22 protein-coding genes, 1 tRNA gene and 1 riboswitch are annotated in these 26382 nt (G+C 71.4%); of the genes, 10 read left to right on the top strand and 13 right to left on the bottom strand.

Features of this window, described 5'->3' with window-relative positions:
* Positions 1-566: 566 nt before the first annotated feature.
* A complete protein-coding gene (locus tag IEZ04_RS24995; protein WP_189219172.1) occupies positions 567-1115 on the bottom strand; it encodes a MarR family winged helix-turn-helix transcriptional regulator in 549 nt (182 codons plus the stop codon).
* Between the two features lie 131 nt (positions 1116-1246).
* Here IEZ04_RS24995 and IEZ04_RS24990 point away from each other — a divergent pair, with 131 nt between their 5' ends.
* Positions 1247-2530 (top strand): MFS transporter, encoded by a 1284-nt coding sequence (locus IEZ04_RS24990; RefSeq protein WP_189219197.1) that lies wholly within the window; start codon positions 1247-1249, stop codon positions 2528-2530.
* A gap of 24 nt (positions 2531-2554) precedes the next feature.
* Here the strand turns inward: IEZ04_RS24990 and IEZ04_RS24985 are convergent, their stop codons facing one another.
* The 3 genes from IEZ04_RS24985 to IEZ04_RS24975 form a co-directional block, all read right to left on the bottom strand.
* Positions 2555-3367: a class I SAM-dependent methyltransferase gene (locus IEZ04_RS24985; protein WP_189219171.1), complete on the bottom strand. Its 813-nt coding sequence runs from the start codon at positions 3365-3367 to the stop codon at positions 2555-2557.
* Between the two features lie 117 nt (positions 3368-3484).
* Positions 3485-5164 carry an ATP-binding SpoIIE family protein phosphatase gene (locus IEZ04_RS24980; RefSeq protein WP_189219170.1) on the bottom strand — a complete coding sequence of 560 codons (1680 nt, stop codon included), beginning with the start codon at positions 5162-5164 and terminating at the stop codon, positions 3485-3487.
* Positions 5165-5296: 132 nt separating this feature from the next.
* Entirely contained in the window at positions 5297-6664 is a 1368-nt protein-coding gene (locus IEZ04_RS24975; protein WP_189219169.1) for an NAD(P)/FAD-dependent oxidoreductase, read from the bottom strand.
* 374 nt (positions 6665-7038) lie between these two features.
* Between IEZ04_RS24975 and IEZ04_RS24970 the strand changes: the two genes are divergently transcribed.
* A complete protein-coding gene (locus IEZ04_RS24970) occupies positions 7039-7827 on the top strand; it encodes a TetR/AcrR family transcriptional regulator (RefSeq protein WP_189219168.1) in 789 nt (262 codons plus the stop codon).
* Between the two features lie 117 nt (positions 7828-7944).
* On the opposite strand, the gene IEZ04_RS24965 is transcribed toward IEZ04_RS24970, so the two are convergent.
* Positions 7945-10032, bottom strand: coding sequence for an asparagine synthase-related protein (locus IEZ04_RS24965; RefSeq protein WP_189219167.1), 2088 nt, complete (start codon positions 10030-10032; stop codon positions 7945-7947).
* Between the two features lie 682 nt (positions 10033-10714).
* On the opposite strand from IEZ04_RS24965, the gene IEZ04_RS24960 reads away from it, so the two are divergent.
* The 4 genes from IEZ04_RS24960 to IEZ04_RS24945 all read left to right on the top strand — a co-directional run bounded on the left by IEZ04_RS24960 (position 10715) and on the right by IEZ04_RS24945 (position 15958).
* On the top strand, positions 10715-12139 hold the full coding sequence (locus IEZ04_RS24960; protein WP_189219166.1) for an NsdA family TPR-like regulatory protein: 1425 nt from the start codon (positions 10715-10717) through the stop codon (positions 12137-12139).
* A 77-nt stretch (positions 12140-12216) separates the two neighbouring features.
* Complete coding sequence (lhgD, locus tag IEZ04_RS24955) at positions 12217-13470, top strand: L-2-hydroxyglutarate dehydrogenase (protein ID WP_189219165.1); 1254 nt, start codon at positions 12217-12219, stop codon at positions 13468-13470.
* A 135-nt stretch (positions 13471-13605) separates the two neighbouring features.
* Entirely contained in the window at positions 13606-14454 is an 849-nt protein-coding gene (trmB, locus tag IEZ04_RS24950; RefSeq protein ID WP_189219164.1) for a tRNA (guanosine(46)-N7)-methyltransferase TrmB, read from the top strand.
* A 10-nt stretch (positions 14455-14464) separates the two neighbouring features.
* Positions 14465-15958 carry a PrsW family intramembrane metalloprotease gene (locus IEZ04_RS24945; RefSeq protein WP_189219163.1) on the top strand — a complete coding sequence of 498 codons (1494 nt, stop codon included), beginning with the start codon at positions 14465-14467 and terminating at the stop codon, positions 15956-15958.
* Here the strand turns inward: IEZ04_RS24945 and IEZ04_RS24940 are convergent.
* The 4 genes from IEZ04_RS24940 to IEZ04_RS24925 all read right to left on the bottom strand — a co-directional run bounded on the left by IEZ04_RS24940 (position 15900) and on the right by IEZ04_RS24925 (position 19657).
* A complete protein-coding gene (locus IEZ04_RS24940) occupies positions 15900-16868 on the bottom strand; it encodes an aldo/keto reductase (RefSeq protein WP_189219162.1) in 969 nt (322 codons plus the stop codon). The genes IEZ04_RS24945 and IEZ04_RS24940 overlap by 59 nt on opposite strands.
* Positions 16869-16953: 85 nt before the next feature.
* Positions 16954-18015: a M23 family metallopeptidase gene (locus IEZ04_RS24935; protein WP_373296355.1), complete on the bottom strand. Its 1062-nt coding sequence runs from the start codon at positions 18013-18015 to the stop codon at positions 16954-16956.
* Between the two features lie 11 nt (positions 18016-18026).
* Positions 18027-18185, bottom strand: a riboswitch (cyclic di-AMP (ydaO/yuaA leader).
* A gap of 205 nt (positions 18186-18390) precedes the next feature.
* A complete protein-coding gene (locus tag IEZ04_RS24930; protein ID WP_189219161.1) occupies positions 18391-19032 on the bottom strand; it encodes a GTP cyclohydrolase II in 642 nt (213 codons plus the stop codon).
* A gap of 106 nt (positions 19033-19138) precedes the next feature.
* A complete protein-coding gene (locus tag IEZ04_RS24925; protein WP_189219160.1) occupies positions 19139-19657 on the bottom strand; it encodes a MarR family winged helix-turn-helix transcriptional regulator in 519 nt (172 codons plus the stop codon).
* A 46-nt stretch (positions 19658-19703) separates the two neighbouring features.
* On the opposite strand from IEZ04_RS24925, the gene IEZ04_RS24920 reads away from it, so the two are divergent.
* From IEZ04_RS24920 to IEZ04_RS24910, 3 genes are all read left to right on the top strand, one after another.
* Positions 19704-20849, top strand: a complete 1146-nt coding sequence (locus IEZ04_RS24920) for a dihydrofolate reductase family protein (RefSeq protein WP_189219159.1) — start codon at positions 19704-19706, stop codon at positions 20847-20849.
* Between the two features lie 64 nt (positions 20850-20913).
* Positions 20914-20987 (top strand) — tRNA-Met (locus IEZ04_RS24915).
* 681 nt (positions 20988-21668) lie between these two features.
* A complete protein-coding gene (locus IEZ04_RS24910) occupies positions 21669-21833 on the top strand; it encodes a hypothetical protein (RefSeq protein ID WP_189219158.1) in 165 nt (54 codons plus the stop codon).
* Between the two features lie 367 nt (positions 21834-22200).
* On the opposite strand, the gene IEZ04_RS24905 is transcribed toward IEZ04_RS24910, so the two are convergent.
* Together IEZ04_RS24905 and IEZ04_RS24900 are read right to left on the bottom strand one after the other, a co-directional pair.
* The gene (locus IEZ04_RS24905; RefSeq protein ID WP_189219157.1) at positions 22201-22596 is read right to left on the bottom strand and encodes a hypothetical protein; all 396 of its coding nucleotides are present in this window, start codon (positions 22594-22596) and stop codon (positions 22201-22203) included.
* Between the two features lie 25 nt (positions 22597-22621).
* Positions 22622-24271 (bottom strand): AbeC-like domain-containing protein, encoded by a 1650-nt coding sequence (locus tag IEZ04_RS24900; RefSeq protein WP_229821254.1) that lies wholly within the window; start codon positions 24269-24271, stop codon positions 22622-22624.
* 311 nt (positions 24272-24582) lie between these two features.
* Here IEZ04_RS24900 and IEZ04_RS24895 point away from each other — a divergent pair, with 311 nt between their 5' ends.
* The gene (locus tag IEZ04_RS24895; RefSeq protein WP_189219156.1) at positions 24583-25146 is read left to right on the top strand and encodes an HD domain-containing protein; all 564 of its coding nucleotides are present in this window, start codon (positions 24583-24585) and stop codon (positions 25144-25146) included.
* Here IEZ04_RS24895 and IEZ04_RS24890 read toward each other — a convergent pair.
* Together IEZ04_RS24890 and IEZ04_RS24885 are read right to left on the bottom strand one after the other, a co-directional pair.
* Positions 25134-25601 (bottom strand): NUDIX hydrolase, encoded by a 468-nt coding sequence (locus IEZ04_RS24890; protein WP_189219155.1) that lies wholly within the window; start codon positions 25599-25601, stop codon positions 25134-25136. The genes IEZ04_RS24895 and IEZ04_RS24890 overlap by 13 nt on opposite strands.
* A complete protein-coding gene (locus IEZ04_RS24885; protein ID WP_189219154.1) occupies positions 25588-26361 on the bottom strand; it encodes a helix-turn-helix domain-containing protein in 774 nt (257 codons plus the stop codon). Before IEZ04_RS24885 ends, IEZ04_RS24890 begins: the two co-directional genes overlap by 14 nt.
* Positions 26362-26382 lie beyond the last annotated feature (21 nt).

The raw sequence follows: 26382 nt of genomic DNA, 5'->3' as shown, positions 1-26382 counted from the left end.
CTTTTGGCACGCTGTTGAGTTCTCAAGGAACGGACGCTTCCTTCGTACTCACCGCGAGAGACTCTCTCGGGCTTTCCTCCGGGCGCTTCCCTTCGGTCTTGCGTCTCCGACTCTACCAGATCCTTTTCCGATCCGATTTCCTCGGTGCTTTCCAGGTTCCCGCTTCCGCGTTTCCCTTTCCGGCGCTTCCGACTCTATCAGATCCTTTCGGGCCTGATTCCCAGTCAGCGGGAGCTGCCTTCCCGGCCGTTGGGCCGTTCCGACGTCCCAAACCTTAGCGGACTCTCCCGGCGGATCCCAATCGCGTGGATCGAGCTGCCGTTTCTCGACGAGTATTCAATTCCGAGCATGCCGAGCATGCGGAATCGGACCCGTGTCAGGAGATGGTGCTGGTGGTTTGAGGTGCCGCTGCTGCGGCTGAGGTGCTGCCCGCAGAACCGTTACGGCTCGTCGGCAACCCGAAGAACTATACGGATCGGCGGGTGGACTGTCAAGTCTCCCCCGCGCGGCCCCGCGGCAAACCTCGGATGCACGGGAGAACGGACGGACCTGCGGTCGGCCTCGGTCTACTCGAGGTCGGTGAGCCGGCCGCCGGCATCCGGCTGGGCGTGCTCCACCCGGCGCAGGAGCCGGGTGAGGACCTCGCCGAGAGCCGTGCGCTCCGTCGCACTCAGATCCTGGAGCAGGTCCTCCTCGAAGACCGAGGCGAGGCGCATGGCCTCCAGCCACTTCTCGCGGCCCTCGGTGGCGAGCTCCACGATGACGCGCACCCGGTTGGACTCGTCGCGCTCCCGGGTGACCAGCCCTTCCGCGACCATCCGGTCGATGCGGTGGGTCATGGCGGCCGGGGTGAGCCCCAGCCGTTTGGCCAGCTCGCTCGGGCCCATGCGGTACGGGGCGCCGGAGAGGACGAGTGCCTTCAGTACCTCGAACTCGGCGTTGCTGATGCCGAGGTCCGCGGTCTGCCGGCCGTACGCGACGTTCATCCGGCGGTTGAGACGGGACAACGCCGAGACGATCTTCTCGACCTGCGGGTCGAGGTCTTGGAACTCGCGCTGGTATGCCGCGATCTGTTCTTCGAGTGTCGGTTCGCCGGTGTCGGGGGTGTCACCCATGGCCCGCAGTATGGCACGCCCACCCTTGGCGTCGAAGTCCTTCGATGTGTACAGTTTAGCTTCGAACTTTACTTTCTAAGTGTTCAGTACTAACCCCTTCAGACCTAAGGCGGGTGAACGTGACCAGGGCGATGGGCGCCGCGATGCGCCGGATTCACGTGGGCAACGCGCTCAGCGCGTTCGGCCTCGGCTTCACCGTCCCGTATCTGTACGTCTACGTGGCGCAGGTGCGGGATCTCGGTGCTGTGACGGCGGGACTGGTGCTCGCCGTCTTCGCCGTGGCCGCTCTCGTGGTGCTTCCGTTCGCCGGACGGGCCATCGTCCGGCGCGGGCCGCTGCCGGTGCTGCTCGCCGCCCTGGTGACCGCCGCCGTGGGCGCGCTGAGTCTCGGGTTCGCGGCCGGTTCGGCGACGGTGCTGGTCTCGGCGGCCGTGCTCGGGGCCGGGCAGGCCGTGATGCAGCCGGCCCTCGCGACGATGATCGTCGACTGCTCCACCGCCGAGACGCGGTCGCGGGCCTTCGCGCTGCAGTTCTTCCTGCAGAACCTGGGGCTCGGCATAGGCGGGCTCATCGGGGGCCATCTCGTCGACACCTCGCGCGCGGAGTCCTTCACGCTGCTGTTCTCGATCGAGGCGGCGATGTTCCTGCTGCTGGTCGTCGTGATGCTGACCGCGCGGCTGCCGCGCGCGGCGAAGGTCGACGGCGTTCCCGCGCAGTCGGCCAAGGCCTCCTGGAAGGAGCTGCTGGGCAACCGGGCCATGGTGCACCTGTGCGTGCTGGGGTTCGTGCTGTTCTTCGCCTGCTACGGGCAGTTCGAGTCGGGGCTCAGCGCCTACGGCACGGAGGCCGCCGGGATCTCCACGTCCACGCTCGGTACGGCGCTCGCGGCGAACACGGCGACGATCGTGGTCGCGCAGTTCGCCGTGCTGCGCTTCGTCGAGCGGCGGAAGCGGTCCCGGGTGATCGCGTCCGTGGGGTTGATCTGGGCCTTCGCCTGGGCCGTCGCCGGGTACGCGGGGCTCGGGCACGGGAGCGAGGCCATGGCGACGGCCGCCTTCGTGTCGACGTACGCGCTGTTCGGGCTCGGTGAGGCGCTGCTGTCGCCGACCGTCGCGCCGCTGGTCGTCGACCTGGCGCCCGAGGGCATGGCTGGTCAGTACAACTCCGCCTTCGCCCTGGTGAAGCAGCTGGCGCTGGCCGTGGGCCCGGCGGTGGGCGGGCCGATGGGGGCCTCGCTGCACGCGCCGTACATCGTGACGTTCGTGCTGTTCTCGCTGGGGATCACCGTGCTGGCCGTCAGGCTGGGGCGGCGGCTCACTCCCGTCCAGAATCAGCCGTCGTCGGCGCTGGGCCAGAGCCGGGTGGTGGCGCAGGGCGGCGCCCCGGCGGACGAAGCGGCGCCGTCGCACGCCTGAGCGCCCGCGTCGCCTCCCGACCGGTCAGCGGACCGCCGTCGCCAGGAGGCTCGTGAACGGGAGCGTCGCCGTGCCGTCCGGGTGCCGGCGGTCGGCGAGCCGGTCGCACAGCGCCCGAGAGGCGCGGGTCAGGGCCGCTGGACCGGCTTCGGTCAGCGACCCGGTCCAGGGGAGCGCGGACAGGTGACCCCGCACCCAGTCGTCCAGGGGCGGAGTGAGCACGTCCCGCCTGACCAGGTGGACCGTGACGTCGCGCAGGCCGGCCGCGGCGAAGGCGGTGGCCAGGCGGTCGGCCGTGCACGAGAAGGCCCGGCCGTGGGCCGCGGCCTCCTCGGGCGTGCCGTACTCCTCGATCACCCGGTGCTGGGCGTCGAAGTACGGGCTCCGTTCCTTCGGTGCCCAGGTGGTGACGGCGATCCGGCCGCCGGGGCGCAGGACGCGGGCCGCCTCCTTGAGGGCCGTGTCGAGATCAGGGAAGAACTGCGCGCCCTGCTGGCAGATGACCACGTCGAAGCCGGCCTCCTCAAGAGGGAGGCTGTCGGCGGGCGCCTGGACGAACTCGATGTCGGGGTACATGCGCGGTGCCCTGGCGGCGGCCACGCGGAGCATGCCCTCGTTGATGTCCACGGCGACGACGTGGCCCGTCGGACCGACCCTGCCCGCCGCGGCCCGCGCCACGAACCCGGTGCCGCAGGCGAGGTCGAGCGCCTGCGCGCCGGGGAACAGGTCGACGGTGTCCAGCACGGCCTCGACGAACGGCGCCATGATCGGCGCGGCGAACTGCTCATAGCGCTCGGGAGCGCTCCCCTGGAGCTGGAAGCCCGTTTCGTCTGTCATTCATCAGCTACTAGCACCGTACGGCGGGATCGAACAGGTGTCGCGCGCCAGAAACGACGCCCCCGTCGTGACACGGCGCCGTACCGCCCGGGCCGTGACACCGCGCCGTGACGCGTCCTACGGGCCGGCCGGCAGCGCGAACTCGCACCACACCGCCTTGCCGCCGCCCGGTGCGCGGCGGCTGCCCCAGCTGGAGGCGATGGTCGCGACGATGGCGATGCCCCGGCCCGACTCGTCGGCCGGTTCGGCGTGGCGGCGGCGGGGGAGGTGGTCGTCGCCGTCCGTGACCTCGACGATCAGCCGGCGGTCGGTGCGGCGCAGGCGCAGCCGCATCGGCGGGGTGCCGTGCTGGAGGGAGTTGGCGACCAGTTCGCTGGCGGCCAGCACGCCGAGGTCGTGCAGATCGGGCGGAAACCGCCAGCTGGTCAGGACCCCGGAGGCGAAGGCACGCGCGCGGGGTGCCGCCTCCACACCGCCGAGCAGCTCCAGGGCGGCGTTGCGGAACAGCTCGCCGTCGGAGCCGGTGCGGGCCGGGTGCTGGAGGACGAGGACGGCGACGTCGTCGTCGTGGTCGGCCGTGACGCCCGCCGAGCGCACCAGCCGGTCGCAGACCACCTGGGGCGTGCCCGTGGCGCCCGCCAGCGCCTCCTGCAGGGCGGCGATGCCCTCGTCCAGGTCGGCGTCCCGGCGCTCGACCAGCCCGTCGGTGTAGAGCACGGCCGTGGAGCCGGGCCCGAGCGGCACCGAGCCCGAGGTGTGCATCCAGCCGCCGGTGCCGAGCGGCGGCCCGGTGGGCTCGTCGGTGCGCAGGACGGTGCCCTGCTCGTCGCGCACGAGGATCGGGAGGTGGCCGGCGGAGGCGTACATCAGCCGGCCCTCGTTGGGGTCGTGGACGGCGTACACGCAGGTGGCGATCTGGTTGGGGTCGATCTCCGTGGCGAGGCCGTCGAGGAGCTGGAGCACCTCGTGCGGCGGCAGGTCGAGGCGGGCGTACGCGCGCACGGCGGTGCGGAGCTGGCCCATGACGGCGGCCGCGCGGACGCCGCGTCCCATCACGTCGCCGATGACGAGTGCGGTGCGGCCGCCGCCGAGGGTGATGACGTCGTACCAGTCGCCGCCGACCGCGGCCTCCGTGCCGCCCGGGTGGTAGACGGCGGCGATGCGCAGGTCGTCGGGTTGTTCCAGCTCCTGGGGCAGCAGGGAGCGCTGCAGGGTCACCGCGGTCTCGCGCTGGCGGCGTTCGCTGGCGCGCAGCCGTTCGGCGGCCTCGGCGTGGTCGGTGACGTCGGCGGCGAAGACGAGGACTCCGCCGCCCGCTGTCCCGGCGGTCGTGGCGGAGCTGTCGGAGAGGTCGGAGATGTCGACGGGGGTGCAGGTGAAGGTGTACGAGCGGCCGCCCGCCGCCTTGCGGGACTTGACCGTCCGCGGCTTGGCGCTGCGCAGCACCTGGTCGAGCAGCGGGAGCAGACCGAGCTCCTCCAGCTCGGGCAGCGCCTCGCGCGCGGGCTCACCGACCGGTCTGGCGCCGAACGCCGCCGCGTAGGCGTCGTTGACGTACGCGAGGCGGTGCTCGGGGCCCTGCACGAGGGCGACGAGGGCGGGGATGCGGTCAAGGACGTCGCGGGTCGGCAGGTCGTCGACGGCGGGTGCGCACGGCACCTCGTCCGCCGTCCGTCCGGCGCGGGCCGCGGGCACGGAGCCCTCCCCCCGCCGGTCCGGGGAAACCGCCAGTTCGGCCCGCGCTGCGGCGCGGCGCTGCGTTCCGGGAAGCCGGGCGCTCCAGCGCGTGAAGTTCACTTGGGGAATGCCTCGTGGGATTCGTAGGGGGGACCGTCGGCCCGCCCGAAGTCGTGGACCAGTCTGGCAGTCTGGCCGACCGGACCGACATCCGTCAGACGCCGGCCCGGTCGCCGGAGTTCCTGGATCCGGTCAGGACGACCCCTTCGGGTCCTGAGGAAACTTTCCACCGGCAGCGAGTTCGAACTCCGCACGGGGATGTTCGAGTGAACCCAGGGAGACGATCTCCCGTTTGAAGAGCCCCGCAAGGGTCCATTCGGCGAGCACGCGGGCCTTGCGGTTGACGGTGGGGACCCGGCTCAGGTGGTAGACGCGGTGCATGAACCACGCGGGGTAGCCCTTCAGCTTGCGTCCGTAGACGTGCGCGACCCCTTTGTGCAGTCCGAGGGAGGCGACGGAGCCGACGTACTTGTGGCGGTACGTGTCGAGCGGTTCGCCGCGCAGCGAGTGGACGATGTTGTCGCCCAGGACTCTGGCCTGGCGCACGGCGTGCTGGGCGTTGGGCGCGCACTCCCTGCCGGGCTCCTCGGCGGTGAGGTCCGGGACGGCCGCCGCGTCGCCCGCGCCCCACGCGTGCGCGGCGCCGTCGACGTTCAGTTCGGCGGTGCACCGCAGCCGTCCGCGCTCGGTCAGCGGCAGGTCGGTGGCCGCGAGTATCGGGTGCGGTTTCACTCCGGCCGTCCAGACGACCGTACGGGTGCGGAAGCGGGCGCCGTCGCTGAGCACGGCGACGCGGTCGGCGCACGATTCCAGCCGGGTCTCCAGGCGTACGTCGATGTTGCGGCGGCGCAGTTCGGTGACCGCGTAGCGGCCCATCTCCTCGCCGACCTCGGGCAGGATGCGGCCGGTGGCCTCGACGAGGATCCACCTGAGGTCCGCGGGCTTGAGGTTGTGGAAGTACCGCGTGGCGTAGCGGGCCATGTCCTCCAGCTCGGCGAGCGCCTCCACGCCGGCGTAGCCGCCGCCCACGAAGACGAAGGTCAGGGCCGCGTCGCGGATGCCGGGGTCACGGGTGGAGGAGGCGATGTCGAGCTGCTCGATGACGTGGTTGCGCAGACCGATGGCCTCCTCGACGGTCTTGAAGCCGATGCCGTGCTCGGCGAGGCCGGGGACCGGGAGGGCGCGCGAGACGGACCCGGGGGCGAGGACGAGTTCGTCGTACGGCAGCCGCTGGGCGGGGGCGCCCTTCTCCTCGGTGGCCAGGGTGCTGAAGGTGACGGTGCGCCGGGCGTGGTCGATGGACTCGGCCTCGCCGACGACGACTTCGCACCGGTCCAGGACGCGGCGCAGCGGTACGACGACGTGCCGGGGCGAGATGGAGCCCGCGGCGGCCTCGGGGAGGAAGGGCTGGTACGTCATGTACGGGTCGGGCGAGAGGACCACGATCTCGGCCGTGCCGCGCCGGAGCTCCTGCTTCAGGTTCCGCTGCAGGCGCAGGGCGGTGTACAGCCCGACGTAGCCGCCGCCGACGATGAGGATGCGCACGCGTTCCTTCACCATCCCATGACGCACCCGACGCTGGCGTTTGTCCACAGGCCCGACAATTTGTGTGACCGGGCGCGGCGCCTCCACAGGGTTGGCCGAATCACCCGAGTAAAGGTAAAAAGCGCAGCTCAAGTGGTGTGGACACAGGGGCGCCAGGGGGCGCAATAAGGGCGTATCCGGCCCGTACTCCGATCGGGGGGCGCTCTGTGCGGAACCTGCCCCTTCTGAATTGACCCTCGCTCAACTATGTTCGTGTCGACGGGGTGGAGGGGGATGCGCACGGGCCGCGAACGGCGGGCTCGCACAGGGACACTGCTCGTTCCCGACGCTCCGGTATCAGATGGCGGGGAGAGTCTCCGGGGGGAGACGTCATTACCGGGGGAACACGTATGCACATTCAGGACTCTCATTGGTCCTCCGCGTCGGCCGTCGCACCGGGCGGGGTCGGCACGGCGGGGAACAACGCGCGCGGGGACGGGGCACGGACGACCCCGCTGCGTGTGGACGCACAGCGCAACCTGGAACACGTACTGCGCGCGGCCCGTGAGGTCTTCGGCGAGCTGGGCTACGGCGCGCCGATGGAGGACGTCGCGCGACGCGCGCGCGTGGGCGTCGGCACGGTGTACCGGCGGTTCCCGAGCAAGGACGTCCTGGTCCGGCGGATAGCCGAGGAGGAGACCTCCCGGCTGACCGACCAGGCGCGGACCGCGCTCGGGCAGGAGGACGAACCGTGGTCGGCGCTCTCGCGCTTCCTGCGGACGTCGGTGGCCTCGGGCGCCGGGCGGCTGCTGCCGCCGCAGGTGCTGCGCGTGGGTGTCGCCGACGAGGGCGTCGGGGCGGGCGGCGCCGTCGGGGCTGCCGGAGCCGTCGACGGGGGTGTCGCGGACGAGGCGCGGGTGCCGCAGCAGCGGTCCGTGCCGGTGACCGAGATGCGGCTGGTGCACGGGGACGGGTCCCCGGGCGACGACGCCGGCGCGGCGGCCCTGCTGGAGGTCGTGGGCCAGCTCGTGGAGCGGGCCCGTGCCGCGGGCGAGCTGCGGGCGGACGTCACCGTGTCGGACGTGCTGCTGGTGATCGCCACGGCGGCGCCCTCGCTGCCGGACGCCGCGCAGCAGGCGGCGGCCTCGGCGCGGTTACTGGACATCCTGCTGGAGGGTCTGCGGTCGCGGCCCGCGTGAGCGGTTCGGCCGCACAGCGGTGAATGCGGTGAATAGCGCATCAGTACGGTCTGGGGCGGGCGCCGGTTCGGTGCCCGCCCTTCGCCGTGTGCCACCACGGCGCTCTCCCTGCCTCCGCTACCTCTTCGCCGCCCCCAGCGCCCTGCCGCGGGGCACGGTGCCCGCCGGTACCGCCCGCTGCCGGGCCGGCGTACCCGTCCAGCAGGTGCCGCGGCGGGCGAGCAGGCGGTTCAGCCACAGCTCCAGGGAGACCAGGTCCGCGAAGCCGTCCAGGGGCAGGGGCTCGCCCTCCACGGCCGCACGGAGGGCCTTGCGGACCACCCTGGCCTCCACCAGGCCCGCCTCGGCGAGCAGGGGCGAGTCGAAGAGCCCCATCAGGTCGTCGACCGCCGTGCGCAGTCCGGTGCGGACGGCGGCGGCCGAGGACGCGTGCGAGGGGGCGCCCCAGCCGGGCGGCAGCTCCCCCACGCCGGCGCCCTCCAGAACCGTACGGAGGACGGCCGCGCGGGCGCCCGGCCTGACGCGGAGCGCCTCGGGCAGGGCGCGGCAGGCCCGTACGACCTGGTTGTCGAGGAACGGGGCGTGCAGGCGCTGGAAGCGGACCTCGGCGGCCTGCTCCAGGACGCGGAGGTCGGCCGCGTGCCGGGCGAGTGCCGCACGCGCGCGGAAGTCGCCCGGGCGCTGACCGGGGCCCACGTTCGGACGGCCGGACGCCGCGTTCAGGCGAACCGATACTTCGGCGAGCGCCTCACCGGTCAGCCAGCGGGCCGCGGGTCCGGGTCTGGCCCACGTCAGCGCGGCGAGCGAGGCGCCGGCCGCGCCGCCCGGTTCCTCGAAGCGCCTGTGCAGGAGACGGTCGGCGAGGGACTCCACGCCGGTGCGGTACGAAGTGCGCGCCAGCTTCCGGGCCGCCGCGTACACGCGCGCGGGCACCATGACGGAGCCGTCCGCCCTGGCCAGCGCCGCGACGGGACGGACCAGGTGCCGCCGCTTGCGGTCCATCAGGAGGTCCGCGAGCCGGGCCGGGTGGGCGTCCAGGACCTGGCGCGCGCCGTAGCCCGTGAAGTGGTCCGCGCTGCCCGAGGCGAGCCGGGCGCGGTGCCGGGCCGCCGTCACCAGTGAGGGACCCGGTTCGTCCGTCAGCGGGCCGTCCAGGTCGGCGTACGGCAGCGCCTCCTCGCCGCCCGCGACCACCACGTGGTGCAGGCGGGGGTTGGCCGCGAGGCTGCCCGCCCGTTCCAGTTCGGCCTCGCGGCCCTGGACGGCCAGGTCGTTGAAGGTGACGGCGAGCAGGCGCTCGCCCGCGCCCGTGCCGTGGCCGAGGACCGTGCCGGGTGAGCCGGGCAGGCCCGCGGCGAGCAGCGCCAGCGTGCCCGAGGCGGGGCCGCCGGACAGGTCGGCGCCGATCCCCGGCACCGGCATGCCCCGGGCCGCCCGCCGTTCGGCCGGGCCCATGCCGGGGACCGGACCGGGGTCGATGTCCGCGCCGGGTATGTGCCGGGGGGCGGCCAGCCGCGCGCGTACGGCCTCCACGAGGGCGTCCCGGACCCCGTCCACCGCGCTCGCCGGGTCGGCGGAGGGTGCCGCGACCGCGAGGGACGCGACCGGTTCGTACCCGGCGATCTCCCGCGCCCCGGCCCGCAGGATCAGCGCGTGCCCCGGCGGGATGCGCCGCACGCCTTCGTAGGGGGTCGAGTCGTGCAGGGCGGCCGGTACGTCGGGGGTGGCGAGCAGCGCGGCCAGGTGCCCCCAGTCCAGGTTGGCCTCGATGAGGTCGGCGAGCGGGAGCGCGGCGGTCGCGTAGGCCGTGCCGCCCGCCCAGGGCGTGTGGAAGACGGGGCGGGCGCCAGCGAGGTCGCCGCACACCGTCACCCGGCGGCCGACCTGGAGGACGGCCGTGTAGCTGCCGGACCAGGCGGTGAGGTGGCGCAGCGCTCCGCCGCGCGCGGCGAAGAGGGCCACTCTGAGCTGTTCGTCGCTGGCGCCGCAGGTGCCGAGGACCGCGATCCGGGTCCGTTCGTCGGCGCTGACCACGCGCACCTCGTCGGAGCGCCAGTCGCCCACGGCCCACAAGGGGTCGGGATCGCCCCACAGGAGCTGGGAGCCCACGGGATGCACGGTCCCGCCGTCGGGCCCGGTGGCGCCGGCGGAGCCGATCGCGCCCGCCGCAGCGGTGGCACTGCTCCACCCCACCAACCACCGCATCGCCGCCTCCACAGGCTGTGGACAACCGAGTGCACCGCACGAACCGGGCACCATGCTGCCACGAAGGAAGCGCGCGAAGGGGACCGTGCGACGGCTTGCGCACCATTGAGTGCGCCCTGCGGCGCGCCCGTTGTGGGCCTGTGGAGTTCGCCGCGTCCGGGCGGCACCCCCGCCGCCGCGACCTGAATGCGCCCCCGCTACGCTCCCCCAGAACACCGAACGCGCCCTCAAGAGCCGTGGTGGGAGCCTTGATCGCACCCATGGGGCACCGTCATTTTTCGGCCAAATGCTGTGCGATCTACGTGGCGTGCGCACTCTCCGTACAGGCTCTGCGCAGCGCACGGCCGACGCGCGGTCCGGGGAGCGGAGTTCGCCCCCCGGACCGGTCCGCCGCCCGCGGGGATGGAGGCGGCGGTGTCCCCCAGCCCACTGGATCCAGTACAGCGGGCCGACCCACGCACCGCCCATCGAAGCGCTCCCGGCATGGCCGGAGAAGGTCGCACGGACGGGCGCACGGCCACACAACGGGAGCACGTCGCAACCGTCCGTGCTCACGTACGGACCACAATCCCGCCAACCGGATTTACGCCCCTTAACGCTTGGGATGCGGCGAACTACGCTGGGTTTACGAATGCCGCGTGCGTATGCCGCCGCGGCAGCCGTCTGTGTCGAGGGGTGGCGCATGTCCAGGGAGCAACGCGGGCCGAACGAGAAGCTCGGCGCCGTTCTCGCCCTCGCGGGGATCAGCAACGCGGGACTCGCGCGGCGCGTCAACGACCTCGGCGCCCAACGCGGGTTGACCCTTCGCTACGACAAGACGTCGGTGGCGCGCTGGGTGTCGAAGGGCATGGTCCCCCAGGGCGCCGCGCCCCACCTCATCGCCGCCGCCATCGGCCAGAAACTGGGCCGCCCGGTGCCGCTCCACGAGATCGGCCTGGCGGACGCGGACCCCGCGCCCGAAGTGGGCCTCGCCTTCCCCAGAGACGTCGGCCAGGCGGTGAAGTCGGCGACGGAGCTGTACCGGCTCGACCTCGCGGGACGCCGGGCCGGCTCCGGCGGCATCTGGCAGTCGCTGGCCGGATCCTTCGCGGTGAGCGCTTACGCAACGCCCGCCTCACGGTGGCTGATAACCCCGGCCGACAGTTCGGTGGCACGCGACGCAGGCCCCGCCGAGGGCTCCGCGGCACCACTGAAAGTCGGCCACAGCGATGTGCAGAAGCTCCGCGAGGCCGCGGAGGACGCCCGGCGCTGGGACTCCAAGTACGGCGGGGGCGACTGGCGTTCGTCCATGGTGCCGGAGTGCCTGCGGGTGGAGGCGGCACCGCTGCTGCTCGGCTCGTACTCGGACGAGGTGGGCCGGGCCCTGTTCGGAGCGTCCGCGGAACTCACCCGTCTCGCAGGCTGGATGGCTTTTGACACGGGTCAGCAGGAGGCCGCCCAGCGCTACTACATCCAGGCCCTGCGCCTCGCGCGCGCGGCGGCCGACGTGCCCCTCGGCGGCTACGTCCTCGCCTCGATGTCCCTCCAGGCGACCTACCGCGGCTTCGGCGACGAGGGTGTCGACCTCGCCCAGGCCGCCCTGGAGCGCAACAGAGGCCTGGCCACCGCCCGCACCATGAGCTTCTTCCGCCTCGTCGAGGCACGGGCCCACGCGCGCGCGGGAGACGCCCAGGCGGCCGGCACGGCCCTGAAGGCGGCCGAGGGCTGGCTGGAGCGGGCCCGCGACGGCGACCAGGACCCGTCCTGGCTCGGCTTCTACTCGTACGACCGCTTCGCGGCCGACGCCGCGGAGTGCTACCGCGACCTCAAGGCCCCGCGCCAGGTCCGCCGCTTCACCGAGCAGGCCCTGTCCCGGCCCACCGAGGAGTACGTCCGCTCGCACGGCCTGCGCCTGGTCGTCTCCGCGGTCGCCGAACTGGAGTCGGGGAACCTGGACGCCGCCTGCGAGCAGGGCGTACGGGCGGTCGAGGTCGCCGGGCGCATCTCGTCGGCCCGGACCACCGAGTACGTCAAGGACCTCCTGCACCGGCTGGAGCCGTACGGCGACGAGCCGCGCGTGGTGGAGCTGCGGGAGCGCGCACGACCGCTGCTGATGGCTCCGGCCTAGCCCGCGGCGGCAGACGGCAGACGGCGGCGGGCGGTTCGCTCAGGGGCTCCGGGTTTGAGGGCGTTGTCAGTGGCGCAATGCACTATCGGAGCCGGGAGGTGGAGCGAGTGCTGCAGCGGGGTCCGTACGGCATCGCGTACGACTGTGACGTGCTGGTGATCGGCGGGGGGATCGTCGGCCTGTCGACCGCGTACGCCATCACCCGGGCCGCGCCGGGCACGCGCGTGACCGTGCTGGAGAAGGAACGGGGCCCCGCCCGGCACCAGACGGGACGCAACAGCGGAGTGATCCACAGCGGGATCTACTACCGCCCCGGCTCGCTCAAGGCGCGGTACGCGGTGCGGGGCGCCACCGAGATGGTCAAGTTCTGCGCCGAGTACGGCATCGCCCACGCCGTCACCGGCAAGCTGATCGTCGCCACCGACCGCTCCGAGCTGCCCCGGCTGCACGCCCTGGTCCAGCGCGGCCGGGAGAACGGCATACCGGTACGGGAGCTGGGCCCGGCCCAGATAACCGAGTACGAGCCGCGGGTGCGGGGACTCGCCGCGATCCACGTCGGCACGACGGGCGTCTGCGACTTCGCCGCCGTCGCCCGGCAGCTCGCGGACGCGTCCGGCGCGGAGATCCGCTACGGCACCGAGGCGGTGCGGATCGACCGGCGCCCGGCGCTCGGCGTCGCCGTCCGCACGGCCGACGGCACCGTCGTCCGCGCGCGCGTGCTGGTGAACTGCGCCGGGCTGCACTGCGACGAGGTCGCCCGGCTGGCCGGGGACGAGCCCGGGATGCGGATCGTGCCGTTCCGCGGCGAGTACTACACGCTGCTCCGTCCCGAGCTGGTGCGTGGACTGGTCTATCCGGTGCCCGACCCGGCGTTCCCGTTCCTCGGGGTGCACCTCACCCGGGGCATCGACGGCGACGTCCACATCGGCCCGAACGCGGTGCCGGCGCTCGCCCGCGAGGGGTACGGCTGGGACGTCGTACGGCCGCGCGAGCTGGGCGCCACGCTGGCCTGGCCCGGTGCCTGGCGGATAGCCCGGCGGCACTGGCGGTACGGGGCGGGCGAGCTGCGCCGGTCGGTGTCGAAGGCGGCGTTCGCGCAGGCGGTGCGGCGGCTGCTGCCCGCGGTGACCGAGGACGACCTCGTGCCCACGGCGGCCGGGGTGCGGGCCCAGGCGGTGCTGCGGGACGGCACCCTGGTGGACGACTTCCTGATCCGCGAGGCCCCGCGGACCGTCCACGTGCTGAACGCGCCGTCCCCGGCGGCCACCGCCTCCCTCCCGATCGGCCGCGAAGTGAGCCGCAGGGCACTGGCCGCGCTGAGCGGGGGCTGACACGGCCCGTACCGGCACTCACCGTGGTGTGCCCGGACGTGTGTCCGCACCGTGTGCCCGGGCGCTGTGTCCGGGCGCTGTGCCCGGGCCGAACGGAGCGGCCCCCGCGCCCGCCCGCGTAAAATCGACCGCATTGTGTCTGACTCCGCCCACACCCCCGACGCCGACGCCCCCGAGGCCGACGCCCCCGACGCCCCCGACTCCGCGTCCGCCCCACGGCACCACCGCGCCAAGGGCGAGCCCCGGTTCCCCGACGGCCCGAAGGCGGACCCGGCCGGGTCGCACTTCGAGCGGCGGATCCGGAGTTTCCAGCCGCGCCGCAGCCGGGTCACCACAGGTCAGGCGGACGCCCTGCAGCGGCTGTGGCCCAAGTGGGGACTGGACATCGACGGCAGCCGGACGCTCGACCTGTCCGAGCTGTTCGGCAACGACCGTCCCGTGGTGCTGGAGATCGGGTTCGGCATGGGCGAGGCGACCGCGCAGATGGGCGCCACGGACCCGGACACCAACATCCTCGCGGTCGACGTGCACACCCCCGGCCAGGGCAACCTGCTGAACCTCGCCGAGCGGAACGGGCTGGACAACATCCGCGTCGGCAACGGCGACGCGATCATCCTGCTCCGGGAGATGCTGGCCCCCGACGCCCTGGACGGACTCCGTGTGTACTTCCCCGACCCCTGGCCGAAGAAGCGGCACCACAAGCGGCGGCTGATCCAGCCGGAGTTCCTCACACTCGCCGCGACCCGGCTCCGGCCGGGGGCGCTGCTGCACTGCGCCACCGACTGGGAGCCGTACGCCGAGCAGATGCTCGAGGTCCTCACGGCGCACCCGGACTTCGAGAACACGCAGCCCGACGGCGGGTACGCGCCGCGCCCCGCCTTCCGGCCCCGGACCCGTTTCGAGGGCCAGGGACTGGACAAGGGTCATGTGGTGAACGACCTGCTCTTCCGGCGCGTACAGCACAAGGAGCCCATCCCTCGTTAGGGTCGATGCCGTGGCCACCTCCCCCTCGTACCCGACGGATCCCGGCGGGCCCTCCGGTCCCGGCGGCCCCACCGCTCCCGCCGTCGTCGCCGAGCACCCGCGCGGCCCGAGGGGCCCCGCGCACTGGTGGCAGCGCAGAAGAGTGCGGTACGGCGCACTGATCGCCCTGCTCGCGCTCTCCGGGCTGGTCATCCTCGCCCTGGTCCGCGAGCAGACCGGCACGGACGGGTTCCTGGTCGGGCTGGGGCTCGCGGTGCTGCCCGTACCGCTGCTGATAACCGCGTTCCGCTGGCTGGACCGGGTCGCGCCCGGCCCCTGGCGGAACCTGGTGTTCTGCTTCGCCTGGGGCGCCTGCGCGGCCGCGCTGATAGCCATCGTCGCGAACAGCTTCGCGGTCCGGTGGATAGCGACGGCCACCGCCGACCCGTCCGGCGCGGACGTCCTCGGCGCGACCGTCATAGCGCCCGTCGTCGAGGAGACCGCGAAGGCGGCCGCCGTCCTGCTGGTCTTCCTCTTCCGCCGCCGGGACTTCAACGGAATCGTCGACGGGGTGGTGACGGCCGGGGTCACCGCGACCGGCTTCGCCTTCACCGAGAACATCCTCTACCTCGGCACGGCCTTCGGGACCGACCGGCTCAGCGGCATCGACGGCATCGCCTCCGTCACGGCCGCGACCTTCTTCGTCCGCGTGATCATGTCGCCGTTCGCGCACCCGCTGTTCACGGTGCTCACGGGCATCGGCTTCGGCCTGGCGGCGCTCGCCGCGGACCGGCAGCACGTCCGCCGCGTCCTCCTCCCGCTCACCGGACTGCTGCTCGCCATGGGCATGCACGCCCTGTGGAACGGCTCGACGACCTTCGGCCAGTTCGGCTTCTACGCGGTGTACGCGGTCTTCATGGCGCCCGCCCTCGGGCTGCTGACCTGGCTGGCCGTCTGGACACGGCAGCGGGAGCTGCGCACGGTGCGCGAGGAGCTGCCCGCCTACGCGGCCGCCGGCTGGCTCACCCCGGGCGAGCCGCACGTCCTCGGCAACCTGCGGGCGCGGCGCCTGGCCCGCGAGTACGCCGGGCACCACTGGGGCAAGGCGGGGGCCCGCACGGTCGCCGAGTACCAGGCGTACGCGACCTCGCTCGCCTTCCTGCGGCACCGGGGGCGCCGGGGCCGGGCGGGCGCCGACTTCGTCGTACGGGAGCGAGAACTGCTCTTCGAGCTGTGGCGGCGCCGGGAGCTCGCACGACCCGCCCTGGCCTACGCGGCACGGGCGACGGCACCGGCACCGGTGCCGTGGGCGGCCTGGCCGGCGTACGCCCACGACCCTGGGCATGGATACGGGCACGGCTACGGCTACGGCTACGGCTACGGCCATGGGTACGCACCGGCACCGGCACCCGCGTACGGGCCCGGGCCGGTCGCGTACCCCCTGGGCGTCAGCCCTGTGCCTCCTGTCAGCCCTCCTTCGGCGTCTCCGACGCCTCCGTCAGCCTGGCCAGCTCCTCGTCCGTGAGGGTCAGGTCCGCCACCGCGACCAGAGCGGGCAGCTGCTCCACCGTCCGCGCGGAGGCGATCGGCGCGGCGACCGTCGGCCGGGACGCCAGCCAGGCGAGGGCCACCGTGGCGACCTCGACGTCGTGCGCCTCGGCGATCTCGTCCAGCGCCGCGAGGACCCGTACGCCCTGCTCGGTCTCCAGGTAGGCGGCCGCGCCCTGGGCCCGGGCGCTCTCCACGGTCGTACCGGGCCGGTACTTGCCCGTGAGGAAGCCCTTGGCGAGGCCGAAGTACGGCACGGCGGCCAGGCCGGAGCGGGCGGCGAGGTCCTGCAGACCGCCCTCGTAGGTGTCGCGCGAGACCAGGTTGTAGTGCGGCTGGAGCGCCACGTAGCGGGCGAGGCCCTCGCGGTCGGAGAAGTCGAGCGAGGCCTGCAGGCGCTCGGGCGAGATGTTGGAGGCGGCGATGGCACGGACCTTGCCCGCCTTCACCAGTTCGTCGAGCGCGCCGATGATCTCCTCGACCGGCACCTCGGGCTTGTCGAAGTGGGTGTAGTAGAGATCGATGTGGTCGGTGCCCAGACGGCGCAGGGACGCGTCGGCCGCGGCCTTGATGTTGGCGGCGGACAGGCCCGGGTACTCCGGGTGCTGGCTGACCTTGGTGGCGATCACGACGTCGGAACGGTTGCCGCGCGCCTTCAGCCACTTGCCGATGACGGTCTCCGACTCACCGCCCCGATTGCCCTCGATCCACGCCGAGTACGAGTCGGCGGTGTCGATGAAATTGCCGCCGGCGGCCGTGTAGGCGTCCAGGACGGCGAACGACTGCGCCTCGTCGGCGGTCCAGCCGAACACGTTGCCGCCCAGGGCGAGCGGGAAGACCTCGAGGTCGGACGGGCCCAGTTTCCGCAATGCACGAGAAGAAGTCATACTCCACGTCAACGCCAAAACCGGACGCGCGTATTCCGCACGCCCGGCAGGCAGGCAGCCAGGCAGCCGGCTCCCCAGGCCGACGTCAGGGGTTGAGACCCTTGCTCCGCAGCCACGCCAGCGGGTCGATGCCCGAGCCGTCGCCGGTGTGGACCTCCATGTGGAGGTGCGCCCCGGTCACGTTGCCCGTGGCGCCCACGCGCCCGATGACGTCGCCGGTCGTGACCTTCTGGCCCACGCTGACGCTGATCGACGACTGGTGGGCGTACCAGATCTCGGTGCCGTCGTCGAGGGTGAGCACCGTCTTGTAGCCGTACGAGCCGTCCCAGCCCGCCTGCGTGATCGTGCCGCTGTGCACGGCCTTGAGCAGGGTGCCCGTGGGCGCGGCGAAGTCGGCACCGGTGTGGTAGCCGGAGGACCAGTACGGTCCGGCCTGGCCGAAGGTCGAGGTGAGGGTGTACGAGGAGGTCGGGAGCGCGTACTGCTCGGCGAGCTTCGCGAGGCGTTCGGCCTCGGCCTTCTTCGCGGCCTCCTCCTCCGCCTTCTTCTTCTCGGCGGCGGCCTTCTCCTCGGCGGCCTTCTTCTCCTCGGCGGCGCGCTCGGCGGCCTCCTGGGCGGCCTTCTCCTCGGCGGCGGCCGCGGCGGCCGCGTCGACCTGGTCCTGCTGGGACTCGGCCTGCTGCATGATGCGGGCGCGCAGCGCCTCGCCGGCGTCCGAGGCGCCCTGCTCGGCGTCGGTACCGGTGGTGGTGAGGCCGACGGTGCTGAGCGGGGTGGCGGAGCCCTGGGGCTCCTCCTCGGTGTCGGTGAACACCGAGCCGACGTTCGCCGCGAGGTCGGGCATCGATATGGAGACCGGCGGCTTGCCCGTCTGCGCGGTGGCCATGCCTCCCGCGCCGACGGCGGCGATGACGCCGACGCCCAGAACGGTGGAGCTGCGGGCGAGTCCTCCGCCGCGCTGCTTGGCGACGCGGTGCCGGCCGCGGACGGGACGGACGGTGTCCGCCGTGGGGTTCCACTCCTGCCAGGGCCCCTCGGCGTCGCTGTTGTAGCTGCCGTAGCCGAAGGTGTCGCCGTGCGCCTGGCTCTGCCGGCTCGGCGTGAAGGGGTCGACCGGGGTCTCGGTCACAGGCCGGTTGGACGCCACGTAGGCGTGCTCCTTTCCTTCCCTCTCGCCTACCGGGTTAGCTGACGGGTTCGGAGCAGGAAGGTCCCCTACGCGCGTATATCGACCATGCCTCGGCATGGCGACATTCGCCCGATTCACCCCAGAAGATGGTTCCCCGGTTCCCTTACGGGATTCGGCGCGTGCGCACGGAGCCGCCTCTTGTGACGGCTGTGACGACCGCGCTGCGTTATCGAACGTTAATAGACGCGCAGGCCGTATTCCAAGCAGTTCCGTGTGATCGTTCCGACTTCCGCGCCGGACTTAAGGGTCACGGAGTGCGGAAATCGGGCGAGTTGACTTCGCATCGGAAACCTCGGAGTTTCTGATGGTGTGTCAATTGTTATGCGGGAGGAGTCACCCGGACACGCTTCGTGACAGTGCCGCCAACGGCAGGGTGTGCCGCGTCCGGAGGACCTTCGCCCGCAGGTAACGGACGTTGTGGTCGGTCGCGAAGACCCCCGTCGGGACACGGTCACGGACCTCGACCCCGAGATCCCGGAGCTGCTGCGCCTTGTCGGGGTTGTTGGAGAGCAGGTCGAGCGCGCCGACGCCGAGCGCCCGCAACATCTGCGCGGCGGCGGTGTAGTCACGGGCGTCCTCGGGCAGCCCGAGCGCCGTGTTGGCGGCGTAGGTGTCGAAACCCTGGTCCTGGAGGGCGTACGCGTCGAGCTTGTTGTAGAGGCCGATGCCCCGGCCCTCCTGGCGGAGGTAGAGGAGGACACCGCCGCGGCCGGCGATCCGCTCCACCGCCTCGCGCAGCTGCGGGCCGCAGTCGCAGCGGGCCGAGCCGAGGACGTCCCCGGTCAGACACTCGGAGTGCAGCCGGACCAGCGGCGTCGCACCGGGCTCCGGCGCGCCGAGGACGACGGCCACGTGCTCCCTGCCGTCGGCCAGGCCGTGGAAGGTGACCAGTTCGGCCTCGGTGGAGTACCCGTCGTGGAAGCGCAGCGGCACCCGGACGCGGGCCCGCGGGGTGGCGGCGGGGAGGTCGTGCATGCGGGTCTCCGATACAGAGGAGAAGTTGCTTCATTTTTGAAGCAGATCGACGCAGGAACCCTGCCTCGGTTTTACTTAAAACTTCAAGCAATCGCTGGACGTCCCCTCACCCGGACGGGCCGGACCGCCTCCGCCACGGCAGCTCGTCGGACGGCCGTACGGCCGGCGGCCCGTCGCCCTGGATGGCCTCCGCGACCCCCAGGCAGATCCGCTCCAACTGCTCCACCTGCTCCGCCGTGAGGTGGTCGAAGACCGCCCGGCGCACGGTGTCGACGTGCCCCGGTGCCGCGCGCTCCAGCAGCGCCGTCCCCTCGTCCGTGAGCACCGCGACGGTGCCCCGCCTGTCCGAGGCGCACTCCTCGCGCCGCACCGCCCCGTCCTTCTCCAGACGCGTCACCGCGTACGTGAGCCGGCTGCGCGTGATCTTCAGCGCCTCGGCGAGATCGGTCATCCGCAACCGCCGCCCGGGCGCCTCGGAGAGGAAGGCCAGCACGGTGTAGTACAGGTGCGGCATCCCGGCCTCCCGCTGGAGCTGCCGGTCGATCGCGTCCTCCAGGAGCAGCGAGGCGGCCACGTACGCGCGCCAGGCACGCTGTTCCTCGGCGGTGAGCCAGCGGGTCGTCATACGGACAGTGTAGTAATTGCTTAAAACTTGAACCAGGAGTCCGCCCATGCCCCAGCCCCCGCACGTCCTGCTGTCCGCGGCCGTCTCCCTCGACGGCTTCCTCGACGACACCGGGCCCGAACGGCTGCTGCTCTCGAACCCGGCCGACTTCGACCGGGTCGACGAGGTACGGGCGGCGAGCGACGCGATCCTGGTCGGCGCCGGCACCCTGCGCGCCGACAACCCCCGGCTCCTGGTCAACTCGCCCGAGCGGCGCGCGGCCAGGGTCGCCGCCGGCCTGCCGGAGTACCCGCTGAAGGTCACCGTCACCGCGTCCGGCGACCTCGACCCGACGGCACGGTTCTGGCACACCGGCGGCGAGAAGGTGGCGTACACGACCGACCGGGGCGCCGAGCGGCTGCGCGGCCTGGGCCTGCCCGCCGACGTCGTCTCCCTCGGCCCCGGACTGGAGTGGCGGGCCGTCCTCGACCACCTCGGCACCGTGCGCGGTGTCCGGCGCCTCATGGTGGAGGGCGGCGGACGCATCCACACCCAGCTGCTCCGCCAGGGCCTCGCCGACGAACTGCAGCTCGCCGTGGCCCCTCTCCTCGTCGGCGAGGCGGACGCCCCCCGGATGTTCGGCACCGGGCCGTACCCGGGCGGCCCGCGCGGCAGGCTGCGGCTGCTGGAGAGCCGGCCGGTCGGCGACGTGGTCCTGCTGCGGTACGCGCCCACGGTGCCCGGCGCGGGCGCGGAGGTCTCCGCCGCCGACCGGCACTGGCTGGCGCTCGCGTGCGAGCTGGCGGACCGGTGCCCGCCCTCACGCACCGCGTTCAGCGTCGGCGCGGTGGTCGTCGCCGCCGACGGCACCGAACTGGCCCGCGGCCACTCCCGCGAGGGCGGCGACCCCGTGGTGCACGCCGAGGAGGCGGCCCTGGCGAAGCTCGGCCCCGCCGACCCGCGCCTGGCCGGCGCCACGGTCTACAGCAGCCTGGAGCCGTGCGCCCGCCGCGCCTCCCGTCCCGCGCCCTGCGCCCGGCTGATCCTCGACGCCGGCGTACGACGGGTGGTCACCGCCTGGCGCGAGCCCGACACGTTCGTGGTGGACGCCGACGGGAGCGGGCTCCTCGCCGCGGCCGGCGCCGACGTCGTCGTACTCCCGGAGTACGAGGACCGGGCGACCGCACCCAACCGTCACCTGCTCGACGCCTGACCGCCGTGGCCGGCTGAACCCGTGTGCGCCCGGTCCCGCGCATGGCGTACACTGGTTTCACCGACGCGGGGTGGAGCAGCTCGGTAGCTCGCTGGGCTCATAACCCAGAGGTCGCAGGTTCAAATCCTGTCCCCGCTACTGAAGGCCCGGGGCCGGAATCCATGAGGGTTCCGGCCCCGGGTGTTTCTTGGCACAGGTACTGCCATGAATACGACAGAACCCCAGGTCATAACCTCTGACCTGGGGTTTCTTCGTAGGCCCTGTGGGACTCGAACCCACAACCAATGGATTAAAGCCCTGGCCAAAGCTTGCCGGGTGGTTCCGGGCGCTGCCTCGGCGTCCGGAACCACCTGGTCAAGGGGAGCTCGCCGTGCGTCGGGGTTCGGTGTGTGACAGCTCCTGCCGGATCGTCCGCTCACGCATCGCTCACGCAGGACACCTCGCATGACCTGCACAGAACACCCCGGACGGATCACGTATGGGGATCCAAGATCACAAAATGTAGGCTCGACCCTACAGACACCGGCCCGTTCGACGGGCAGCCTGGGCGCGTCGGCTCCGACTCGTTACCGTGGCGCGGATCTTCAAGATCAGCAAACGCATCAACTCTGCTGCTGACTCGCGCTCTCACGGCGGCGAGTCTTGTACGCGGTGTCTCAAAGAGTCTCGGCTCGTTGTGCCCAGCCGCATGCCCGTCTGATCGCGTGGGTGAAGCCGACGGTGATGGTGAAGCCGACGGTGAACACGAAATGTACCTCGCGTGGTAAAGACTTCGCGGTGCGAGGCGGAGAGGCTGGTGCCCGAGGTGGGGAGCAGCCGATGAGCAGGCTCGCGGTGGAATTCGAAGTCGTCATCGCCTTTTGTGCTGCGCGGATTCTGGTTCGCCAGGTCCAGGGGCTGTTGGTGGACATCGGTAACGCAATCCGCGCCTGGCGCTCCGTGCGCGACGCCTTGCGGGATGAGCAGGAGGAACACCAGGGCTGACCTCTGCGCTCGCTCCGACTTGGCACCGGCCAGTCGGCGCCGAGCCAGGGCGCTCCGGCAGCCGAGGAGGCTGCTGTCCCCGCTGGGCTGAATCTCTGCAGTCGGCTTGGTACGAAGGGGCGCGGCGTTCCCTGGCAGGACGGAGCCGACGTTCCGATTCGGAACACGGCACTTGTTCCGTTTCGGAACAGCCCCAGATGATTTCAACACGAACGTCTTCTCCACGTTGTGGGAGCTGCACCTGCACGGGATGTTGCTCGGCTCCGCCACCGCGCTTGGAACTGACCTGGGCACCGCGTTCTTTACTAGCTTTGTCGGACGGGACAGCTCGTATCGGTGAATGGTCCTTGGATGTTGTCGGAGGGGCTCAAGAGCTGGGCAGGAGCGCCATGACCGTGGACTGAACGAGCTGCGCTGCGGCGAGGACACCGGGGATGCCCCCGCATCGTTCAACGAGGTTCTGGAGCATGTAGCGCAGAGTGCCCGGGTCGCGTTCGGGTTCATCCAGTCGCGGGGTGATCATGCCGAGGTCGCGCAGAGCGGCGTCCACCTCGGGGTACTGGCCTCGCAGCTCTTCCAGGCGACGCCGCAGGTCGTCGATGCTTTCGCGGGCCCTGTCGACGGCTTCGTTGGTGATGTTGTTGGTCTGGGTGGCGTTCTGGGAGAACGCCGCTGCTTGGGCGGGTCCGCTCATGTCGCCGGTGTTGATGATGCCGAAGTTGGGGCCGTTCGGAATGGGGTCGGGCTGTCGGCGGATGGGCATGCGGGGCTCCTGTCGGGCCGGTGCGTCAGTTGGTCACGGAGGGATTGGCCGAAAACGGCGCGGCCTGAACCGGGCCGCTCATCGTGCCGCCGTTCATGACGCCGAAGTTGTAGATCGCGGTGGACTGCTGGCGGTAGGCAGCGATGTCGACGTTGTGGTCGCGCAGGAAGATCTCGGTGGAGTCGAAGACCCGGCGTTGCATCATCTGCACGTAGTAGCGGGCGTCGTCATACATGTGCATGTCTTCCAGCCGACGGACGCTGTAGACCTCGCGGAGGCTGATCGGTCCGCTGCCCGGGTCGAGTTCGGGACGTGGGCGGGCCTTGCGGCGTATGAGCCGGTCCAAGCCGACGTAGACGTCGACGAATGCGTTGATGGCGGCGCGGCCCAGCCACTGTGGCGTGCGCGGGTTGGCGGGGCCAAGGCCCGCGACCTTCGGGTTAAGGGGGCCCATGATGTGCGGGCGGACGGTGACGCGCAGGAAGCCACCCTGGTAGGCGAAGTGAACGAGTATGGCGGCGATCAAGTCGCCGTTCCAGGCGGTGATGCGGGCCCATATGTAGCGACGGGCGATCTCCTCGGCGGGCTTCGTGCCGGCGTTGTCCACGGCGAGGGTGTGCAGACTGCGCCAAGTGTCGTCGTCGATCTGGTCCCAGCGCCTGTGATGGATGCCAGCGATCCCAATGACCTCTACGCGCAGTTTCGGGTGATCACTGTGGTGGGAGGGTGCCGGATCCTTCAGACGGCGGGCGATGTAGGCGTGCAGATGTTCGGCGGTGAAGTACTTCAGTGGCTTGCGGGCCACCGGCTTGTTATGTTTGGCCAATGCGTCCAGGACGGCCTGAGCCACCTCGGACATGTCGGGACGACCCGGTTTCTGTGCCGGTGAGCTGATGCCGCGCAGCGGATCCGTGCTGTCGTCCTCCTCGTCCTGACTCTCGGGTGCGGGCTCGACGTCGATACCGATGACGGCCTCTTGCCATGCCTGAAGACCCGCTCCGATGAATCGGTGCCGATCGCCACCTGGGCGACGTTCGTAGAAGTACGGTAGGGCGTGGGCCTGTAGTCCGGTCGAAGGAGCGTGGAGTTCTCCTGCCAGCAGGGCGTTGAGCCGCAGCTGTGCCAGGTAGCGCTCCGCCAGGTAGACGCCCCATAATCCCGCCAGCAAGGTAAGGGCTGCCCAGCCCACGGTGAGGGTGCCTGTAATGACTTGCCAGACAACAACCGTGACCAGGGTCACGATGGCCACTCGGCGTCTTCGCATGTGTTGAATGGCCCGATCACACGCGTGCACCGCCGGCTCCTGATGAAAGCCGTAGACCGGTACCGGCCGTGCCGGCTTCTTGATCCGCCGGCGGACCCAGACGGCGTAGTCCTCGCCGAGCACAACCGCTGGGGACGCAGGCTCCGCCGCACTGACAGGCTTTTCGGCCTCCTTCTGGGGGAAGAGCCATCGCAGGCGCTTCTTTATCGCAGCTTTCAACTGTTTCCACAGCTGCGCCAGCACTGCGCGGAGCATGGCCAGCCAGTCCGTGTGGGCGAAGGCGGCAGCACTCAGCTGGCGGGTGACACCTTCGGTGTAGACCCCCTGCCCGAACGTCTCTCCGGTGCCACCCGCGATTCCCAAAGGCACCGCGGGGCTTGAGAACACCGACTGGTGCTCCGTGTACGTCAAGATCCCACCCCCGTGTCTTCAACTGCCGGCCACGACGGCGATCAGCGGCAGGCACAGGCACAAAGGGGCATCGTCCTCGTGCAGAGGATGATGCCGCCACGGTACAAATAGACCGAAAAGGCTCATGAGGGCGCCGCAACAGGATATTGACCGAAAACTGCCTCTGGAAGGAGGAAGGTCCCAGAAAAAGTCTCAGCACCGAGACGTCAAGTGAGGGTCAAGGTGACCGACGCTGACGCGCTGTTTCCCTTCTTCGGTACCGCGTCAACCAGTGAGGCTTGTGCGGCTCCCGCCCCGGGCAGAGAGAACGCATGGGTGACCTGATCGAGGGATGGGCGACGCGGGTCGCGGAAGGCGAGCTCAGCGCAGTGCTCCCGCGTCGATGGGCGCACACACGAGGAGTAGCGGAACGCGCGACCGAGGTCGGTCCAGTCCTCGGAAAAGACGCCGGCCTCCTGGTCGCTGCCGCCACCCTCCACGATGTCGGGTACGCACCTCGGCTGGCCGTGACCGGGTTCCACCCGCTGGACGGCGCAAGGTTCCTTCGTGACGAGCACGGGGCCGACGAGCGGCTGGTGCGGCTGGTCGCGAATCACTCTTTCGCCCTGCTGGAGGCAGAGGAGCGCGGCCTGCGGGACGAGCTGGCGTCTGAGTTCCCGTTGCTGGACGATCCGCTGCTGGTGGACGCTCTCGTGTACTGCGACATGACGACGACGCCCGGCGGTGGCCGGACCAGTGCGCAGGAGCGGATCGCGGAGATCGTCAGCCGCTATGGCGCGGACAGCGTGGTCGGCCGTTTCATCCGCCGTGCGGAGCCGGAGATCTTCTCTTCCGTGGAGAGGATCGAGGCGGCGCTGGCGGTTCAGCCGAGGTAGGGATAGGTGCCGGCCAGGTAGTCCCCGATCTGCTGGCGCATGCTGGGGTGGATGTCGTACTGGTCCAGGTCGGCCGGCTGCACGAAGCGAACTCCGTCGGCCTCGTCGTTGATCGTGGGAGCTCCGCCGATGGGGCGGCCGATATAGGTGTTCTCGTACTGCTGGCGAATCTCTCCATCGCTGTAGGCGACGATGTGGTTCGGGTTGGTGTAGACGCCGAGGAAGCCTGTGATCTCTGCGATGATGCCGGTCTCTTCCAGGCACTCGCGTACGGCGCACTCTGCCGCGGTCTCGCCGATGTCCTGGGCGCCTCCGGGCAGCGCCCACTGGCCGGTGTCGCGGCGGCGCTGGAGGAGGATGGCTCCGGTCTCGTCGACGACGAGCAGGTTGCTGGCAGGGATGAGGGTGTTCGCCTTCGGGGCGGCCGGGTCGTTGTAATACTCAATCCTGCCCATGGGCGGCGGTCCTCTCGTGGTCAGGTGTCCACGGCCGCGCAGCGGCCCAGACGGAGTCGAAGCTCTGAGCGTAACTGTCGAACCACCCAGTTCCCTCGGTCCTCTTGAGGTGGAACAGAGGGTTGGCGCTGGCCGGTTGCCCCCAGATGTGGGGATTGACCAGCAAGTTGTCGTCGTAGCGGAACATGGATGTGTAGAGCGTGGTGTCGTGGAGGCGTACCGCGCACCCCACCTCGCTCAGCAGGGGCCGGTAGTACGTCAGTGATGCCCGGATCTTGGCGGCCAGGGTGTCGCCGATTCCCTCCTCGCGTCCTCGGATCGCGACTGCCTGACCATCCGGGTCGCCGAAGCACAAGCGCACCCGCACCCCCTCCGCGGCGCGCTCGGAGAGCATCTTGGCCACATGCGGATTGGACTGCGCGAAGAACGTGCCGGAGAAGACGAGGACACTGATCTCATGCCGGGCCTCCCGCAGCAGCGAGAGCCAGACGTCCCGCGGCACGCTGGCCCGGTTCTGATAGGTGCCGACCATCTCGGTGCCTAACCCGTCCCGCGATCGGCTGGACCGCCGAGGCGGCGCCGGCCAGAGAAAGGTCTCTTCCACGCGCAGGTGGTGGGCGACGCGGAAGCGATGCCGTGCGTGTGGAACACGCCCTCCCAGCCACCGGCTCACCGTCTTGGGGTCCACCTCGCAGACTTCCGCGAGCGACTCAGGTGAGATACCGCGTTGCGCGAGCACAGAGTGCAGTCGGTCGTTCACAGCGGTCATGAAAGCGGTGCG

This window comes from Streptomyces ruber, from assembly GCF_014648075.1.
GTDB classification, from domain to species: domain Bacteria; phylum Actinomycetota; class Actinomycetes; order Streptomycetales; family Streptomycetaceae; genus Streptomyces; species Streptomyces ruber.
This window is presented reverse-complemented; position numbering and strand designations above follow the sequence as displayed.